General features: G+C 44.2%; 15 protein-coding genes. 7 read left to right on the top strand and 8 right to left on the bottom strand.

The features are described from left to right. Positions 1–291: 291 nt before the first annotated feature. The 5 genes from ACYCSE_RS13125 to ACYCSE_RS13105 all read right to left on the bottom strand — a co-directional run bounded on the left by ACYCSE_RS13125 (position 292) and on the right by ACYCSE_RS13105 (position 5147). Complete coding sequence (locus tag ACYCSE_RS13125; protein WP_322163533.1) at positions 292–1662, bottom strand: NCS2 family permease; 1371 nt, start codon at positions 1660–1662, stop codon at positions 292–294. Between the two features lie 361 nt (positions 1663–2023). Continuing rightward, complete coding sequence (locus ACYCSE_RS13120) at positions 2024–2962, bottom strand: NADP-dependent oxidoreductase (RefSeq protein ID WP_459702443.1); 939 nt, start codon at positions 2960–2962, stop codon at positions 2024–2026. A gap of 21 nt (positions 2963–2983) precedes the next feature. Next, the gene (locus ACYCSE_RS13115) at positions 2984–3454 is read right to left on the bottom strand and encodes a MarR family winged helix-turn-helix transcriptional regulator (RefSeq protein WP_250267461.1); all 471 of its coding nucleotides are present in this window, start codon (positions 3452–3454) and stop codon (positions 2984–2986) included. Positions 3455–3610: 156 nt separating this feature from the next. Beyond that, on the bottom strand, positions 3611–4282 hold the full coding sequence (locus ACYCSE_RS13110; RefSeq protein ID WP_250259406.1) for an SGNH/GDSL hydrolase family protein: 672 nt from the start codon (positions 4280–4282) through the stop codon (positions 3611–3613). A 19-nt stretch (positions 4283–4301) separates the two neighbouring features. After that, entirely contained in the window at positions 4302–5147 is an 846-nt protein-coding gene (locus tag ACYCSE_RS13105) for a LysR family transcriptional regulator (RefSeq protein WP_322163540.1), read from the bottom strand. A gap of 131 nt (positions 5148–5278) precedes the next feature. Between ACYCSE_RS13105 and ACYCSE_RS13100 the strand changes: the two genes are divergently transcribed. Beyond that, positions 5279–6409 (top strand): Gfo/Idh/MocA family protein, encoded by a 1131-nt coding sequence (locus ACYCSE_RS13100; RefSeq protein ID WP_322163542.1) that lies wholly within the window; start codon positions 5279–5281, stop codon positions 6407–6409. 85 nt (positions 6410–6494) lie between these two features. On the opposite strand, the gene ACYCSE_RS13095 is transcribed toward ACYCSE_RS13100, so the two are convergent. Together ACYCSE_RS13095 and guaA are read right to left on the bottom strand one after the other, a co-directional pair. Next, complete coding sequence (locus tag ACYCSE_RS13095) at positions 6495–7112, bottom strand: peptidase E (RefSeq protein ID WP_061831557.1); 618 nt, start codon at positions 7110–7112, stop codon at positions 6495–6497. Between the two features lie 595 nt (positions 7113–7707). Beyond that, a complete protein-coding gene (guaA, locus tag ACYCSE_RS13090) occupies positions 7708–9246 on the bottom strand; it encodes a glutamine-hydrolyzing GMP synthase (RefSeq protein WP_013308777.1) in 1539 nt (512 codons plus the stop codon). A 145-nt stretch (positions 9247–9391) separates the two neighbouring features. Between guaA and ACYCSE_RS13085 the strand changes: the two genes are divergently transcribed. After that, positions 9392–10048: a DedA family protein gene (locus ACYCSE_RS13085; RefSeq protein ID WP_250259413.1), complete on the top strand. Its 657-nt coding sequence runs from the start codon at positions 9392–9394 to the stop codon at positions 10046–10048. Here the strand turns inward: ACYCSE_RS13085 and ACYCSE_RS13080 are convergent, their stop codons facing one another. Then, positions 10049–11242, bottom strand: coding sequence for an MFS transporter (locus ACYCSE_RS13080; RefSeq protein WP_250259414.1), 1194 nt, complete (start codon positions 11240–11242; stop codon positions 10049–10051). It abuts the gene before it with no gap. A gap of 156 nt (positions 11243–11398) precedes the next feature. On the opposite strand from ACYCSE_RS13080, the gene ACYCSE_RS13075 reads away from it, so the two are divergent. From ACYCSE_RS13075 to ACYCSE_RS13055, 5 genes are read left to right on the top strand one after another with little or no spacing between them, the layout of a single operon-like run. Further along, a complete protein-coding gene (locus ACYCSE_RS13075; RefSeq protein ID WP_322172331.1) occupies positions 11399–12940 on the top strand; it encodes a spore germination protein in 1542 nt (513 codons plus the stop codon). Next, positions 12937–14145: a Ger(x)C family spore germination protein gene (locus tag ACYCSE_RS13070; RefSeq protein ID WP_322172333.1), complete on the top strand. Its 1209-nt coding sequence runs from the start codon at positions 12937–12939 to the stop codon at positions 14143–14145. The genes ACYCSE_RS13075 and ACYCSE_RS13070 overlap by 4 nt, the downstream gene beginning before the upstream one ends. A gap of 5 nt (positions 14146–14150) precedes the next feature. Next, on the top strand, positions 14151–15260 hold the full coding sequence (locus ACYCSE_RS13065) for a GerAB/ArcD/ProY family transporter (protein ID WP_254351203.1): 1110 nt from the start codon (positions 14151–14153) through the stop codon (positions 15258–15260). A gap of 29 nt (positions 15261–15289) precedes the next feature. Further along, complete coding sequence (locus ACYCSE_RS13060; protein WP_039270687.1) at positions 15290–15526, top strand: hypothetical protein; 237 nt, start codon at positions 15290–15292, stop codon at positions 15524–15526. A gap of 15 nt (positions 15527–15541) precedes the next feature. Beyond that, on the top strand, positions 15542–16657 hold the full coding sequence (locus tag ACYCSE_RS13055) for a GerAB/ArcD/ProY family transporter (RefSeq protein ID WP_254351204.1): 1116 nt from the start codon (positions 15542–15544) through the stop codon (positions 16655–16657). The last annotated feature ends 66 nt before the right edge of the window (positions 16658–16723 follow it).

The following is a 16723-nucleotide window of genomic DNA, read 5'->3' as shown; positions in this document are numbered from 1 at the left end:
TCGCCTCATCAACTCTTATATCTTATCATGTCCGAACCAACTTTGCAAGCATTTTTTTGAAATCTTTTTTGTAATACTCGCTCGCAATATTGTATTTCTTGGCCGGAATTAGAATATACCATATACATATCCTTTTTGCAAGCATTTATTAGATAAGGTTTCACAATACTTTATTATTATTCGTTTTCCTTCTATATAATAGCTCCTTTGTATCTATCTGCGTCTAACTACAAAAAAAGAACCTCTTCCCTTAAGCAACAGGAAGAAGGTTCTGTGTTCTATATCTACTGATTATTCGGAGCCCATAAAGGCAAAGCGGACCACTACAATAATAGCAAGCACCCACATGAGCCAGTGAATTTTAACTTTATTGCTGGTAAACAGGTTACTAAACACAGCCAGCACAACGTAAGACAGAATACCAGCAGAGATACCATTCGCGATTCCACCTGTGAAAGGCATCAGCACGATGGTCAAAAATGCAGGAAACGCCAACAGGAAGTTATCCCAGTCGATATTGCGAACCTGACTCATCATTAGGACCCCAACGATAATCAGAGCTGGAGCAGTAGCGGCAGAAGGCACAACCAGAGCCAACGGTGCAATAAACAGGGCCAACAAGAACAGAACACCTGTCGTTACAGCAGTCAATCCGGTACGTCCACCTTCTTCTACCCCTGCGGAGCTTTCTACGAATGCTGTAATCGTACTTGTACCCAATACTGCACCAGTACTTACCCCAACTGCATCAACCAGCATCGCTTTACCGATAATTTTCTCGCCTTTTTTCTTATCTTTCATTATACCCGCGCGTGTAGCCGTACCTACCAAGGTACCGAACGTATCAAACAACTCTACAAATGTGAAAATGAAAATGATATCAAACAGACCGATATGCAAAGCTGCTTTCAAGTCTAACTGACCTACAGCCAAATTACTGAAATCAGGAATCCAGTTGCCTGTTGTCAAGCTACTCAGATTTGTTACTCCCATCGGAATACCGATTAATGTAGTAGCTACGATCCCAATCAGCAATGCACCTTTGACCCGAACGACCATCAGTGCTGCGATAATAAGCAATCCGATTAGCGCCAGCAGTGCATCCTTTTGATGTACCAGACTTCCCAGAATCAAATTAAAAGCATGACCCGGAACCGGTTGACCAACATCTGTCCCTGGAACGATGCTCACCATAACCAGATTACAAAGCTTGAAGCCGACAATCGTAATAAACAAACCGATACCCACTGTAATGGCTGTCTTTAAATTTTCCGGAACTGCAACAAGCAACATCTGTCTTACTCGTGTCACGGTTAAAATCAGAAAGACGATACCGGATATAAATACAGCGCCAAGTGCCGCTTGCCAAGTAATCATGCCATTGGAACTCAGGACTACAGTCATAAAATAAGCATTCAAGCCCATACCCGGCGCCATGCCGATCGGCACATTAACGAATAACCCCATCAGTATGGTAACCAAACCTGCACCTACCGCCGTCGCAAAAAAGACAGCTTCACTGGGCATACCTGCTCCAGTCGGACCTAAAAAGGTATTGTTGACCACCAGAATATAAGCCATGGTCATAAAAGTAGTAATCCCCGCAATAATCTCTGTGCGGACATTCGTGCCATGTTCCTTTAATTTAAAAAAACGCTCCATGAGTCGTAATTCCTCCTACGCAAAGCATACTCGTATTGTTGTCGTTCGTTTGAAGTAATATTCGCATTCATATGCGCTATATTATTACATTCGTTATTTTAGGCTCTCACCTACTGCTTGTCAACAGAAAAAGCGAATGTTACAAATTGAACACATATGTATTGTTCGGAAACAGAAAACCCGCAAGCTATTATGCAGCTGACGGGTTATCATTTAGAGGAATCAGATATTTTTGTACTTATCAAAGGCATTCGCTGAGTCCGGTATATTTTCCAGATAAACGATAGATCATAGTAGTGAAAATAATCTTCTAAAATCTTCATCGTGCAATTCCTTTCATGCTGTATATGTGTATGCGTCCTTATGAGAAGGTTATTGCAATTTTACCAACAGCGTGGTGGGTTTCGCTTAAAGCGTGTGCGTCATACAAACCTTTTTGTGAAAAAGGAAACGTAGCTCCTACTACCGATCTTACTTTCTTTTGCTCCAACAGATCGGCAATTTCCTGTAGTTGCTGTCCGTTGGGCTCCAGCCATATATTTTGGGCTGTTACGTTGTACTCCTTCACCAACTCTTCGTCAAAATTGCTGACAATGGATATGATCCGTCCGGTATCCTTTTTCACTACCTTAAAGCTGTTTTTCTGAACATCCCCACCCATCGTATCGAACACCACGTCCACATCAGATAAAACTTCCTCAAAACGAGTTGTACGATAGTCAATGATTTGGTCGGCTCCCAATGAAGCAAGCAATTCATGATTACGCTCACTGGCTGTAGTAATGACATAGGCTCCGGCTTGTTTGGCAAACTGGATAGCAAACATACCTACGCCACCTGCACCTGCGTGGATTAATACTTTTTCCCCTTTGGTCAGTTGACCATGTGTAAAGAGCGCCTGCCAAGCAGTCAACCCCGCCAAAGGTACAGAAGCGGCTTCCTCCCAAGAAATTGAGGCGGGTTTACGTGCCAGCAGATGATCATCCACCAAGGTATACTCGGCATAAGTACCGAATCGGGTGGTATCCGGGCGTGCAAACACTTCATCTCCCACTTTCCAATCGGTGACCTCGCTGCCTACTTCCGAAATAGTACCGGCTACATCCCAGCCTAAAATAATCGGGAACTCCCAATCCATCATTTGTTTTAAGTAACCTTCACGCAGCTTCCAGTCAATTGGATTGATGGAGGTAGCCGCCACTTTGACTACAACCTGGTGAGCCTGTGGTGTAGGAGTAGGCACTTCTCTTTCTTTCAATTCATCCTTGCTTCCATACTGATCTATAACGATGGCTTTCATATCCATTTCCTCCTCGCACATTTACATATTCTTTACATTGCTAGACATACGTTGTAGCACATCTGTCAAAACCACAATTTCCTCATCTGTAAACTTACATAGCAGCTTTTCCTGAAAGGCTTGTCTTTGCTCTGACAAAACTTGCAGCTCTTGAACCCCTAATTCGGTCAAACGTATATAGGTCACACGCTTGTCCTGCTCTTTTTTACTACGAAAAATCAGACCTTCCTCTTCCAGCCTTCTCAGATGTCGGGTCACTGCTGCACCATCCAGAACGAGCAGATGTTGGAGCTCCAGCTGACTTAGTTCCTGACGATGATCAATATGATACAAAATTTCAACCTTGGTAAAGCTGGTTTTTAACTGTGCTTCAAAGGCGTTATTCATTTCTTTACACAAAAGATGCATGCGATAAAACAACTGGCTTCTTTCAGAGCAATGTTCGATGACAAACCCTCCTTCTAATGCTTGACCCATCAATTGATATATCAAGTATTATACACGCTCACTAAAAATATACAAGTCCTGAGACAAGTCTATATATACAAATCCTACAATCACAAAAAAATGCAAGCTAAACAAATAGCCTGAGCATTCTAGAACTTGTAGTTAGTAGGGTCATTCAATAAAACGATGAAATGGTCCAAATTACAGTGTATTCATAAATCCGATAATACGGGCCGCCATCCGCTCGTGGCCTGCCTGATTCGGGTGCAGGCCGTCAGGAACACCATTTTCCCCTGTAAAGTACATTTGTTTATGTACAGGCAATAGTGGTTGAATTCCGGTGATATTCCACAGATCGCAGCACGGGAAAGAATAAAGTGAGGCCACTTCTCTCACAGCCTGTGCATACGCGCTATAGACTTGACCAGTAATGGCATTAGGCAGATGCTCAGGAACCGTATCACTTGATCCGTGAGGCGGAGTCAAAAAGACGATCAGCTTGTCCGGATAACGGTTAATTAATCCTTCGGCAATATGCTTGAGCGCACCATAAAACGTACGCGTTTCTGTCGATGGCGTATCCAAGCTACCGAACGGTATTTCTCCCATCGAAAAATCGTTTCTTCCCCCCATAAAAAAGATTACGTCCGCGTGAGGGTTCATTTTCTCATAACGCTCACACATCGGTTCAAAACCGCCGCTGGCTACACTGCTGCCGGATATGCCGTGATTCTCAAAGGTTAGGAATCCCAGTGCGCCGCTCACAAGGTGGGGGTAAGGCTTTTCTCCATCACGCAATTCATATCCAAACGTAATGCTATCGCCCAGAAATACAGCATGGCTGCCTTGGTATTTGCCTTGATTGATTGTCATTCGATGTCTCTCCTATCTATTAGATCGTATTGTTGATTTCGATAAATTTATGTTCAATCGCTGTCATTTCGTGATTTGGCCGGGTTATTAAATATGTATCCATGTAGCCGAAGGTTGGGGGAGCGGGCAAATAGGATGTTACTTTGAATTGCCGCGCAAGCCTTTTAGACATAAGGGTGATTCCCATTCCCATCAAGACAAATTCCACCATCGTTTCAAACACACCGACCTCCACAACCTCGCCATGGGTCAATTGCATGTCCTGATACATCTTCTTTAAATGCGTTAGGTACAGGCAGCCATCCGACAATATGATAATAGAAGCTCCTTGCAGCACCTGTTTGAGATCCGAGCCTTCATGTATGCCTTTCCCCACCAGCACCAGCTCTTCACGGCATATTTTTTGATAATGAATATACGGGTTGGTGGGATACCCTGTGACAAAAGCAATATCGAGCTCGCCGTCGAGGATCAATCGCTCCATTTCCGTGGTGGTTCCGGTTTTTAATGTAACCGAGGCCTGCGGGTATAGCTCGTATACCTTCGTAAGCGCCCTTGTTGTTTCCCCCGCAACAATGGACTGCATCGTACCGATGCGCAGCTTTTCCTCCTGCGGTCTCATCTTCATCTCCGTGTCTTGCCACAGCAACAACATTTGCTTGAACTGAGCATATAGGATTTCTCCTGAAGGTGTCAGCTCCATACCACGGGGCTTTCGGTAAAATAACGCTGCGCCGTAATGAGCCTCCAGCTTCTTTATTTTGGCCGTCATATTCGATTGCAGGTGATTCAACTTTTGAGCTGCTTCTGTCAGGCTTCTCAGCTCTGCCACCGAGACAAATGCCTGCATATTTTCAATATCCATCTCTTCACCTCCCATCAAATAAAATGATATCTATATCATAAACAAGCATTATTATTTATGAGTTAAATGTATTATATTGGCCTTGGATGCTATTTTCCACCTTCATTTTAAAAATCAGGAGGTATGGCAACATGATCAAAAAGAAGATTCGTGTAGGTATCGTAGGAGGTTCGATGAATAATAAATGGGCCAGTCAAACGCATATTCCGGCTTTGCTCAAGCACTTAAACTTAGATATCACTGCCGTCGGTACTTCTCGTATGGAGAGTGCGAGACAAAGCGCAGAAGAAGTAGGCGCGGCACTGGCTTTTGATGATGCCAAAAAGCTCGCAACTTCCGAGGATGTGGATATGGTCGTGGTGAGCATAAAAGTTCCCCATCATTACGAGGCGGTGATGGCGGCAATTCAAGAGAGAAAGCATATTTTTTGTGAATGGCCCTTGGGGGCAAACACTGCGGAAGCTGCTAAAATGACCAAGGCGGCGGAATTGGCAGGCATTCATCATACCGTCGGCTTGCAGGCACGACAGGATCTTGAAGTGCAAACGATGAAAAAACTCGTAGAGGGCGGAGAGATTGGTGAAATTATATCCTGTCATATGCAAGTAGCTACTCCCGGCAAAGGAGGACAAGTAGATCAGGACACTGCTTATTTGCTGAATAGAGCCAATGGGGCTAATCTGCTCACGATTAATGGCGGGCATTCCCTAGATGCGCTGCAATACATCGTTGGCGAATTCCGCGAGCTATCGGCCATCACATCATCCCGCTATAACGAAGCCACTATTGAGGAAACGGGTGAAGTCATTTCCAAGAATACAGCCGATCAGATTTTGATTCACGGGCTGTTGGAAAAAGGAGTACCGGTATCCGTTCACATTCAAGGTGGAGTAAATTCTAAGTTTGAGATAGAGATTCAGGGGAAAAAGGGCATTTTGCGTTTGACACAGAATTCTTCGCTTGGGCATGTTCAATTTGGGAATCTAACGCTCGAAAAACTTGTGTACGATCCAAGCAGTACGCAGAGTCATGGTCCTAATGGCGCTTTTGAACAAATAAGTATAACTAGAGAGCCTAATACAAGCCTGGATTTCCCAAAACAAGGGGTAACCCTGAATGTAGCCAAGGCTCATTATGTTTTTGCCGAGGATATTTTGACACACACCCGTCTCGCTCCCGATTTCAACCATGCCTTAAAGCTGCATCAGCTACTGGACCGCATTGAGGAATCGGCTGCAACTGGGAAAAAGATCGTATGGTAAGGTAGAATTATAAAAAAAGAACCTTCAACCCCACGATAGATGTGGAGTTAAAGGTTCTTTATATTGTGCTGCCTTTTTAATGAAGTCATGTGTTCTCCACTTTTATCCTGTCACCTTCAACCAAAATAACTTCCGCGTTGCTGATTGGATATAAATTTAATTGGCTGCCATATTCCTCAATGATGTTCTCCACCGCTTTTTTAAACGGAATGTTGGTATGATGGGGGACTGGATAGAATTCAATGACCCCTAGCGCAGCAAAGGAATCTAAAGCAGGCGCCTCCTGCACATCATCCATAAGTTGAACATATTCGATATTCGGTGATAAAATCAACGAACCTGCAGATTCGCCTATATACAATTTCCCTGCATTAACTTCTTCAGCAATGATTTTGTCAGCCCCAGTTCTTTTTAACTCTTGAAGTAAATAAAATGTGTTGCCTCCGGTAATATAAATATAGTCATTCCCTCTAATTTTACTCGCTATTTCATCCCAGGTTGCTGTGCTTATTTCGATTTCATCCACGACTAATCCTAAACTCTCTAATGCTTTTTTTCCTGATTCCACATAAAACTTAACTTTCTCTGGAATACTTGCGGTTGGGATGAAGGTGACTTTTTTTCCTTCCAAGTTTTCACCGGCGAAATGGACTAACCATGGTGCAACATCCTTAAATGAGGACGACAAAAATAATTTTTTCATCTCTTTATTCTCCTTAGAACAGCATTTAATGAAACGGGATATGTAACACTTTATTCTAGGTATATTATAAAATATATTAGTATCAAAACATGACACCATTGGAGGATAACATAAAAAAGCTTGAAGCTGATAAAGTCATATAAAAAAGGAGACATTATTATTGAATAATATCTCCAGAGTGTCGAGAAAGTCCAGAGGACTTTTCGACACTTCTATTTTTATATGGGGAGACGCATCTTTTAAAACAAAAATCGATTTAAAACGATCTGAGGACCCTAGTTTTTAGACCACTAAGACAGTTTTAAACCCCCTGCAAAAAAACAGGGGGTTTCTCGACAATCTGGAGACATTATTATTGAATAATATCTCCTTTTTTTCAACCTCATATCCGTTGAAAATAACTGGGGTTCCTTGATTTTGACCCATAAAATACTCTCTTCCCCGCTCTCATTTTGGAGTGGGAGCAGATGTTCGACCTTGAATCCGTAAAAAAGACTCCTGCCGCACAGCGATATTTCGGCCGATGCGGAGGAGTCCTGATGTTGTATTGGTGAATCTCAAAAGGTTCGTGATTACAGGGCGGGAGTTCCCGCGTTTATTCCCACTCAATCGTTGCTGGTGGTTTGGAGGTGATATCGTACACGATGCGATTCACGTTGTCCACTTCGTTTACGATACGTACCGAAATTTTCTCCAGCACATCCCAAGGGATACGTGCCCAGTCGGCGGTCATACCGTCGATGGAGGTTACTGCACGAATACCTACAGTGTAAGAATACGTACGAGCATCGCCCATAACGCCAACACTCTTCATATTCGGCAAAGCGGTGAAGTATTGCCAGATTTCCCGGTCCAGACCGGCTTTAGCAATCTCCTCGCGCAAAATGTAATCCGACTCACGAACAATCGTTAGCTTGTCCTCTGTCACTTCACCCAGCACACGAATGGCAAGACCCGGACCTGGGAATGGTTGACGCCATACAATCTCAGCTGGCAGTCCACATTCTTCGCCGACTTTACGCACTTCGTCCTTGAAGAGGGCATTCAACGGCTCGATCAGCTTGAACTTCATGTTCTCTGGCAAACCACCCACATTATGATGGGATTTAATGGTCTGTGCCGTTGCTGTTCCGCTCTCTACAATATCCGTATACAGCGTACCTTGTGCCAGGAAAGTAAAATCGTCAAATTGAGAAGATTCTTCCTCGAACACATAGATAAACTCGTTACCGATGATTTTACGTTTTTGTTCTGGATCATCGACTCCTGCCAGCTTGGACAAGAAGCGCTCACGTGCGTCAATTTTGACAACTTTCATATCAAATTTACCAACGAACGTCTCCATTACACTTTCGGCTTCACCTTTGCGCAGCAATCCATGGTCAATGAACATACACGTCAGTTGGTCACCGATCGCTTTGTGAATGAGCATCGCTACAACGGAAGAATCCACGCCACCGCTTAAGGCACACAATACTTTCTTGTCGCCTACCTGTTGACGAATCTCACGAATCTGATCTTCAATGAACGACTCCATGGTCCAGTTGCCTTCACAACCGCACACTTCATAAAGGAAGTTGCTGATCATCTCGTTACCTTGAACGGAATGACGCACCTCTGGATGAAATTGCACCGCATACAGATTCCGCTCCAGGTTACTCATCGCGGCAATCGGCGCACTCTCTGTTCCTGCATCCAGTGTAAAGCCAGTCGGCAGATCTGTAACGTGATCCCCATGACTCATCCATACGGTTTGACGAGAATCCAATCCTTTAGCCAAGCGGGCATCCTGATTGAATTGCACGTCTGCTTTGCCATACTCACGCTTGCCCGCACGTTCTACCTTACCATCCAGTTGGTGAGCCATCAGTTGCATGCCATAACAAATACCAAAGATAGGGATGCCAAGATCATAAATTGCCCGATCCACCTGAGGAGCATTGTCTGTATATACGCTGGAAGGTCCGCCTGAGAAAACAATCCCTTTTGGCGCCAGCTCTCTCAGCTTCTCCGCAGGCGTATTGTATGGAAGGAGCTCGCTATATACGCCGAGATCCCGAATTCTTCTTGCGATTAACTGGTTGTATTGTCCTCCAAAATCAAGAACTACAACGATTTCATTAGGCTTATTCATTACCGTGCCTCCCTCAATTGTTCGTTTCATTATACGCAACGATAAAACAAGACGTCAAGAAATCAACCGGAGTTGAGTGGGCATGAAAAGATTGTTAAAATGAATTGATTCTAAAATAATCAATCTGTTCGTAGGAGTGTAAACGATGGATGTGCTGAAGTGGATCGCGCAATTGTTCGAAGAATACGGCTACGGCGTCCTTTTTTTCGGCTTGCTGCTTGAGTTTATTGCTTTACCATTTCCCGGGGAAACCACAATGGCTTATGCGGGATATCTCTCCTATGCCGGTACCTTGGATTTCGGTAAACTGGTGCTACTAGCTTTTCTGGGCACAACCCTCGGTATGACTATTACCTACTTTATTGGAAGATGGGCTGGACTCCCCTTTATTCAGAAATACGGTAAATGGGTTTTGTTATCGCCGGACAAGCTTCAGAAAACACAAAAATGGTTCCAACGATATGGATACTGGCTTATCTTCCTTGGATATTTTATCCCCGGTGTCAGGCATTTTACCGGTTATTTTGCCGGGATTATTGCTCTTTCTTTCCGTAAATTTGTCTTGTATGCTTACAGCGGCGCTTTATTCTGGGTCATCCTCTTTCTAAGCATCGGCAAGCTATTTGGTCCCCAATGGGATGCCATTTTCCATTTGGTAGAGCTGTATGCGCTGCGAATTGCGGGAGTCGTCGGGTTCATAATCCTGCTGTATATTATTTACCGGTGGAGAAGCTCCCTGTTTAGCTCGCTACGCAAATCTGAAAAATCGGTGAAAACCAGCAACAAGGATGACTTGAAGTAGTCAAACTCCTGCTGCCTTACGGCTACGAATCCTTGCATAATACATCGAAATCACGATAGATATCACCACAAATCCCGCGCCTCCAACCCAACCCAACATACGCGGCTCCATCATTTCAATCGCCACCCCTGCTCCAAACATAGACAATCCGATGGTACCTTGGCTCCACGCCGTCAGCATGCCCAACAATGGACCCTGTAAATACAATGGGGTCTCCCGCATTAATAATGTATCCAGACAAATGGCCCCTACCCCGCCAGCCAACGAAATTAAGAAGTAAATAGCAACCGCCGCCCATGCGTGATAAATACCGCTTAAACCCATAAGTAAAATCCCCTCCAACAAAAGGCATACCAGTCCTCCCTTCAACAAAGAACCACTGAATAAATATCCTATTGCATAGCTGGCAACCAGACCCGCGCCCAAAGCGGCGTAAAACAATCCGATTCCGGCATCGCCCAGCCTGAATTCCTGCACTGCATATACACTAATCAGAACATTATCAATGCCATTGAGCATGGGAACCAGCAACTCAAATGCAACAACAACTTGGAGAGGAACGGATGCACGAATACAGTCCAACATTCGCGATCTGCTCCGGTTTGGATGATCCTCCCTGCTTATTTTCTCCTTCATGACAGGTGGAAATGCAATATTGCGAACGATCAAACCTGCGGCAAAAAAACTTGCTGCGTTCAATATAAATGCAGCTTGTGGTCCAAAGAGAGCAGATATGATGCCTCCGGCAGCAGCACCAACGACCAGCACCAGCCCGCTCATCACCTGCTCAAGACTGTTCACCTTCAATAATTTGGAGGGACGAACAAGCAGCGGAATGGATGATTTACGAGCAGGAGCATACAAAGCTTCTCCGCAGGCTAGCAGGGTACTGACTCCATAAATGATCCATATGTCCTCAGGACTATGAACACCTAAAAAGGCAAGGGCTGCCAAGCCTCTGAAAAGATCCGTGGTCATCATAAGCATACGCCGGGATATGCGGGTAATAAGCACGCCCGCCGCAGGTGACAGGACTAAAAAAGGAATCACCCGCAATCCCAGCAGGATACCCACACTGAATCCCGAACCGGTAAGCCGATAAATTAAAGCCAACAAAGCGATCTGACAGAATCGGTCTCCCATTCCGTTAATGATACCTGCGGCAAATAACTTCCTGTATTGTCTATCTACCATTTTAATCAACTCCGATACTTAGGGTTCATTCATTATACATAAATCTAATTAGTTATATATCTAATTTATAAAAATCGCTCTATAATCGTCAAGGCATAAATTCATATATTCAGAGCATACTAAGCCAACAAACTCCAATATCGGAGGATTTTACGTATGCCAAATCAGAATAAAAGTTGTCCACTTACTCATGTGTCCTCTAACTTGAGGGATAATGTAAACCATATCGAAAGCTCCTTTGGAAACAGCGGAGATGTAATCATTAAAGAGCTATTATGGATGCAAAAATGGCCAGCAGCTTTGTTTTATATCGATGGTCTGATTAACACTCAATTGCTCCATGATTCCGTTCTACGTTCATTAATGCGGGTAAACGAGCATCATGTACCGGAGGGTGCGGAACCGTTCGACTATTTAAAGGATCAAGTTTTGATTGCAGGTAACTCAGGTAGTGTGGACGAAATGGATGCCTTATTCAACCAGATGCTATCTGGCGGTATTATCATTTTGCTGGACGGATACGCAAAGGGCATATGGATTGATGCGGTCGGTTGGGAGGATCGCAGTGTCAGCGAACCCCAATCCCAAAGTGTCGTACGGGGTCCAATGGAGGCTTTTACCGAAAATTTACGTACCAATACCGCCCTAATTCGTAGGCGAATCCGCGATCCGCGTCTCTGGATGGAAACAAGACAGATTGGTCAAGTGACTCATACCAATGTGGCCGTGATGTATGTCAAAGGGATTGCTGACGAAGGAGTTATTCAGGAGCTGAGAGAACGTCTGGACCGAATTGATATTGACGGGATTTTGGAAGGGGGTTACATCGAGGAGGAAATTCAGGATGAAACCTTCACCCCGTTTCCCACCATTTATAACAGCGAGCGCCCGGATTCGGTCGCTGCCAGCCTACTGGAGGGCCGAATCGCTATCTTGGTGGACGGGACCCCCTTTGTACTGTTGATACCCGCATTGTTCGTTCAATTTTTCCAGTCGGCGGAGGACTATTACCAGCGTGCTGACATCAGCACTTTGCTGCGTTTGCTGCGTTTCTTTTCCTTTTTTATCGCTTTGCTTGCACCAGCAGTTTATATTGCGGTAACTACCTTTCATCAAGAGATGATTCCTACAAACTTATTGGTCAGTCTCGCAGCACAAAGGGAAGGCGTACCGTTTCCAGCCTTTATCGAGGCGATGCTCATGGAAATTACTTATGAAATTTTGCGTGAAGCAGGAGTCAGAATTCCGAGGACAGTCGGACAGGCTGTATCTATTGTAGGCACACTGGTCATTGGGCAAGCAGCCGTGGATGCGGGGGTTGTCTCGGCGGCTATGGTCATTATCGTGTCAATCACCGCCATCTCCAGCTATGTTATTCCAGAAAACGGCCTGTCGATAGCGGTTCGTATTATACGCTTCGCCTTAATGATGCTAGCCGCAGCCTTCGGGCTTCTTGGAATATTGATGGGTTTAATCGTGCTTTTACTGCACTTAACCAGTCTGCGATCGTTTGGAGTATCTTATATGAGCCCGTTTGGTCCCTATGTGGAAAGCGATATGAAAGATACACTGTTTCGCCTACCTTGGCCTCGCATGACGACACGGTCTCAATCCATTTCTATCCAAAATACGATGCGCCAAAAAACGAAAAAAAGACGGATTGGCCATAAATCAAAAACCAGAAGGGATCAACCATGAAGCAGACCATACATTTGTTCTTCGTCTGGGGACTGATTGCATTACTATTAGGTGGTTGCTGGGATCGCAAAGAATTAAACGAGCTGGGCATCGCTATTGGGATCGGAGTGGATATGGAAGGTGACCAGTATCAGGTGACGGCTCAGGTGGTTATTCCTTCGGCAGTAGCTTCCAAATCTTCACCAAGTGCAGGCTCGCCCGTCGTTACTTATGAGGCCACTGCGCCCACAATTCAAGAGGCTATTCAAAAAATGACGGATACAAGCCCGCGAATCATCTATTTATCTCATATTCGTATGCTGATTTTAGGTGAAGAGTATGCGAGAAGAGGAATTTCTGATGCGATTGAAGCCTTGATGCGAGAGCCTTTTACTAGAAGTGACTTTTATATTGCGATAGCCAAAGATAACAAGGCTTCCACGATGCTAAAGATCCCCACTCCACTTGAAAAGTTACCGGCCAATAAAATGTTTGCTTCATTGGATACGTTAACCAAAACATGGGCTCCTGCCACCAAAGTAACCATGGATCAACTGCTGAGCGACTTGGCTAATCCTGACATCCAGTCCACTCTGCCCGCTTTGGAAGCTTTGGGAGATATAGAATCGTCTAATGAAAAAGGTATAGATGACACCAAAAGCATATCTCCTGGAACCATACTGAGGTTCTCCGGTATCGGTGTCTTAAAAAAAGACCGCTTGCTGGGCTGGATCAATGAACAAGACAGCAAAGGGTTTAATTACATTCGGAATACAGTGGAATCAACTACAGGACACGTCGACTGTCAGGGAGGGGGGAATATCGCCTTATTAACCTTGAACAGCGAAACCCAAAAAAAAGTGATCATTCGCGATGGAGAACCTGTTATCTCCATATCCGTTACCAACGACAGCACTGTACGAGAGGTCAATTGTAAGCATATGAAGTTAAGCAGTATGGCTGATATTAAAGAAATTGAGGCCGCAAGCAATGAAAAAATCGTTGAAATTTTGAAGCATTCCGTAGAGACTGTTCGTCGTGAGTTTAAATCAGACATTTTCGGCTTTGGTCAGCTGATCCACCAGTCCAAACCAGAGCTTTGGAAAAGACTAAAAGAAGAAAAAGAAAATCCATTTATGGACTTACAGATTGAATATAAGGCAAAGACGACGATCAAAAAAATTGGTTCTTTGTTTGAATCGTTCCAAAAAGAAATGAAGGAGTGAGCTGGGTGGAGGAGAAAGGGCGTATCAGCATTACAAATATAGCCGTACTCGTATTTTTGAGTATTATCGGAGACTGCGTATTGGTGTATCCCTCCCTCATTACTAGCATATCCAAGCAGGATGCCTGGATCAGCTCATTTCTAAGCATCCCCGCAGGACTAGCTGTACTGCTGCTGCTCCTGCGGGTACACCAGCTATACCCTGAACTTACCTTTATTCAGCTCTGCCAGCGAATTTTGGGTCCGTGGCTAGGCGCCCTCATCTCAATATGGTATTTGTTCCATTTAATGATGAATTCAGCGATTTATTTAAGAGAAGTTGGAGATTTTATGAACAGCCAGACCTATGTGATGACACCTCTTCCCGTTATCAATTTACTCTTAATCCTTGTGCTGATGTGGGGGATGTATATGGGATTGGAGCCTATTGCCCGTACGGCTCAAATCTTATTTCCATTGTGCTTGGCTTTCGCTTTGTTTTTAATCCTGTGCTTGCTTCCCCAATGTGAAAGTCAGCAGCTTAAGCCTATTATGGAGCAAGGTATTCCTAAGATTATGGAAGGCAGCATATTTGCGCTCTCCTACCCCTTCGGAGAATTAGCTTTTTTACTCATGATTTTCCCCTATGTAAGCAAAAAACCGGGTCTAAAAAAATCAGTTTTACTAGCCGGCCTTACTGCCAGCGTTCTGTTAAGCGTACTACTCCTGGTTTCTCTCATGGTTCTGGGCCCTTTTGTAACCGAACACAGCGTGTATACCTCTTATACGCTATCTAAAAAAATTAACATAGGGAACTTCTTACAGAGGGTTGAATCCCTGATGAGCACAGCCTGGATTATCACTACTTTTGTTAAAACCATCTTACACTTTTATGCCTTTACCTTAGGGATGACTCAGCTACTGCGTTTAGACAATGTACGGACTTTTCTGGGCCCTAGCTTCATGATCCTGTTTGGTCTGATTATCGTGTCGGCACCCAACATTACTTATTATCTGGATACGATCGTTCACGCCTGGATTTATTGGGATTTGACTGATTCCGTGGTCCTTCCCTTGCTGCTGCTTGTCGTATACAAGTTTAGATCGAAAGGCCGTCACAGCCTGGGACCTGGTTGACCCTCACCCTTAACGGAAGGAGCCTTAACATGCTGATCACCATTGTCATTATCTGTATCGGTCTAGCCATTGCTGCCAAAGATTTACCAGGCTTGTACCGAAAGCATCGCTTTAAGGATATGTTCGTGTATATCATTATGCTCGGATTAGGCACATGGCTTAGTATTCTTGCTGCAAAATTAGAGGTTACGCCAAGCCCGCTGATTCTGATTGAAACCATCTATAACCCTGTTAACGCTTTTGTGTCAAATATATTTGGTTTTTAGAAAGGAGGCAGCCACATGTTAAAAAAAGCACGTATTAGCGTTCGGCAAGTGACTGTCCTGATGTTCCTGAGTTTAATCGGGGATATGCTCTTAATCTATCCGACTATCATTACACATATTGCTCAGCAGGATGCCTGGATCAGCTCTATATTATCTATCCCGTTGGGCTTAGTTATCATTTATGTACTTATTCGCGTTCATGAGCTCTACCCGAATCTTTCGCTTATTGAAGCCATCCGCAAAATTTTGGGACCTGTGTTCGGATCTATTGTTTCCTGCTGGTATCTGTTTTATTTTTTTATGGGTACCGCCCTTAATGCGAGAGAGGTAGGAGATTTTCTGAGTACACAATTATTTGAAGAAACCCCTTTGAGCGTTCTACTGGCGATGGAAGTTTCACTACTGGTGCTTACTGCGCTAGCGGGAATTGAAGCCTTTAGTCGGGTTAGCGAGATTTTGCTACCTGTGTATGTACTCATCTTCTGTGGTCTGATCTTGGCACTCCTGCCACAAATTCAGCTTTCTAATGTACGGCCTGTTTTGGAAAACGGGCTCGCTCCTGTTGCTAAAGGGATGGTTCCAGGCGCGGGAATGCCTTTTGCCAGCATGTCTATCATGCTCATGGTATTTCCTTTTGTAAACAAAAGAGGCCACTTTAAAAGAGATATGCTGCTGGCGTCGCTCATAGGCGGAGTGCTGATTACCCTCTTTTTACTGCTCTCCCTCCTTATCATTGGGCCCTTTGTGACCAACTACAGTCCATACATTTCTTCTGCACTTACAACAAAAATCAATGAACTGAATTATATTACACGCATTGAGTCGCTTGTCTCATTAACCTGGGCACTGGCCGCTTTTTTCAAGGGAGTCATTTTCTTTTACGCGTTTACCTTCGGAACAACCCAACTATTCCGAATTTCTAATATCCGTCCCTTTGTCATCCCCGCAGGAGGGCTTGTGTTTGGCATGACCATTTCGATAACCCCAAATGTGATTTATTATGTAAGAACTCTGGTTTATCCCATGTCTACTTGGCATTATACCAACGGCTTGATCATTCCGCTTGTTTTATGGGGTGTTTATCTCTGCAAGCAAAAGTGGAAGCATCGACAAAACGCATCTAAAAATTAACAAAAACCTTTTGAAACCGATGCTTAAAAAAGCATAATCCGATTTCAAAAGGTTTTCTTTGTTCTT

Source organism: Paenibacillus sp. SEL1, assembly GCF_054602535.1.
The sequence above is the reverse complement of the archived record's forward strand: the minus strand, read 5'-3'. Positions and strand labels throughout refer to the sequence as shown.

What these genes read in the sequence shown, in the direction of transcription:
- ACYCSE_RS13095 (WP_061831557.1), bottom strand. Translation starts at nt 7,112, where the DNA reads ATGAAAAAATTATTTTTGTCGTCCTCATTTAAGGATGTTGCACCATGG.
- ACYCSE_RS13100 (WP_322163542.1), top strand. Translation starts at nt 5,279, where the DNA reads ATGATCAAAAAGAAGATTCGTGTAGGTATCGTAGGAGGTTCGATGAAT.
- ACYCSE_RS13080 (WP_250259414.1), bottom strand. Translation starts at nt 11,242, where the DNA reads ATGGTAGATAGACAATACAGGAAGTTATTTGCCGCAGGTATCATTAAC.
- ACYCSE_RS13125 (WP_322163533.1), bottom strand. Translation starts at nt 1,662, where the DNA reads ATGGAGCGTTTTTTTAAATTAAAGGAACATGGCACGAATGTCCGCACA.
- ACYCSE_RS13075 (WP_322172331.1), top strand. Translation starts at nt 11,399, where the DNA reads ATGCCAAATCAGAATAAAAGTTGTCCACTTACTCATGTGTCCTCTAAC.
- guaA (WP_013308777.1), bottom strand. Translation starts at nt 9,246, where the DNA reads ATGAATAAGCCTAATGAAATCGTTGTAGTTCTTGATTTTGGAGGACAA.
- ACYCSE_RS13110 (WP_250259406.1), bottom strand. Translation starts at nt 4,282, where the DNA reads ATGACAATCAATCAAGGCAAATACCAAGGCAGCCATGCTGTATTTCTG.
- ACYCSE_RS13070 (WP_322172333.1), top strand. Translation starts at nt 12,937, where the DNA reads ATGAAGCAGACCATACATTTGTTCTTCGTCTGGGGACTGATTGCATTA.
- ACYCSE_RS13120 (WP_459702443.1), bottom strand. Translation starts at nt 2,962, where the DNA reads ATGAAAGCCATCGTTATAGATCAGTATGGAAGCAAGGATGAATTGAAA.
- ACYCSE_RS13105 (WP_322163540.1), bottom strand. Translation starts at nt 5,147, where the DNA reads ATGGATATTGAAAATATGCAGGCATTTGTCTCGGTGGCAGAGCTGAGA.
- ACYCSE_RS13055 (WP_254351204.1), top strand. Translation starts at nt 15,542, where the DNA reads ATGTTAAAAAAAGCACGTATTAGCGTTCGGCAAGTGACTGTCCTGATG.
- ACYCSE_RS13085 (WP_250259413.1), top strand. Translation starts at nt 9,392, where the DNA reads ATGGATGTGCTGAAGTGGATCGCGCAATTGTTCGAAGAATACGGCTAC.
- ACYCSE_RS13060 (WP_039270687.1), top strand. Translation starts at nt 15,290, where the DNA reads ATGCTGATCACCATTGTCATTATCTGTATCGGTCTAGCCATTGCTGCC.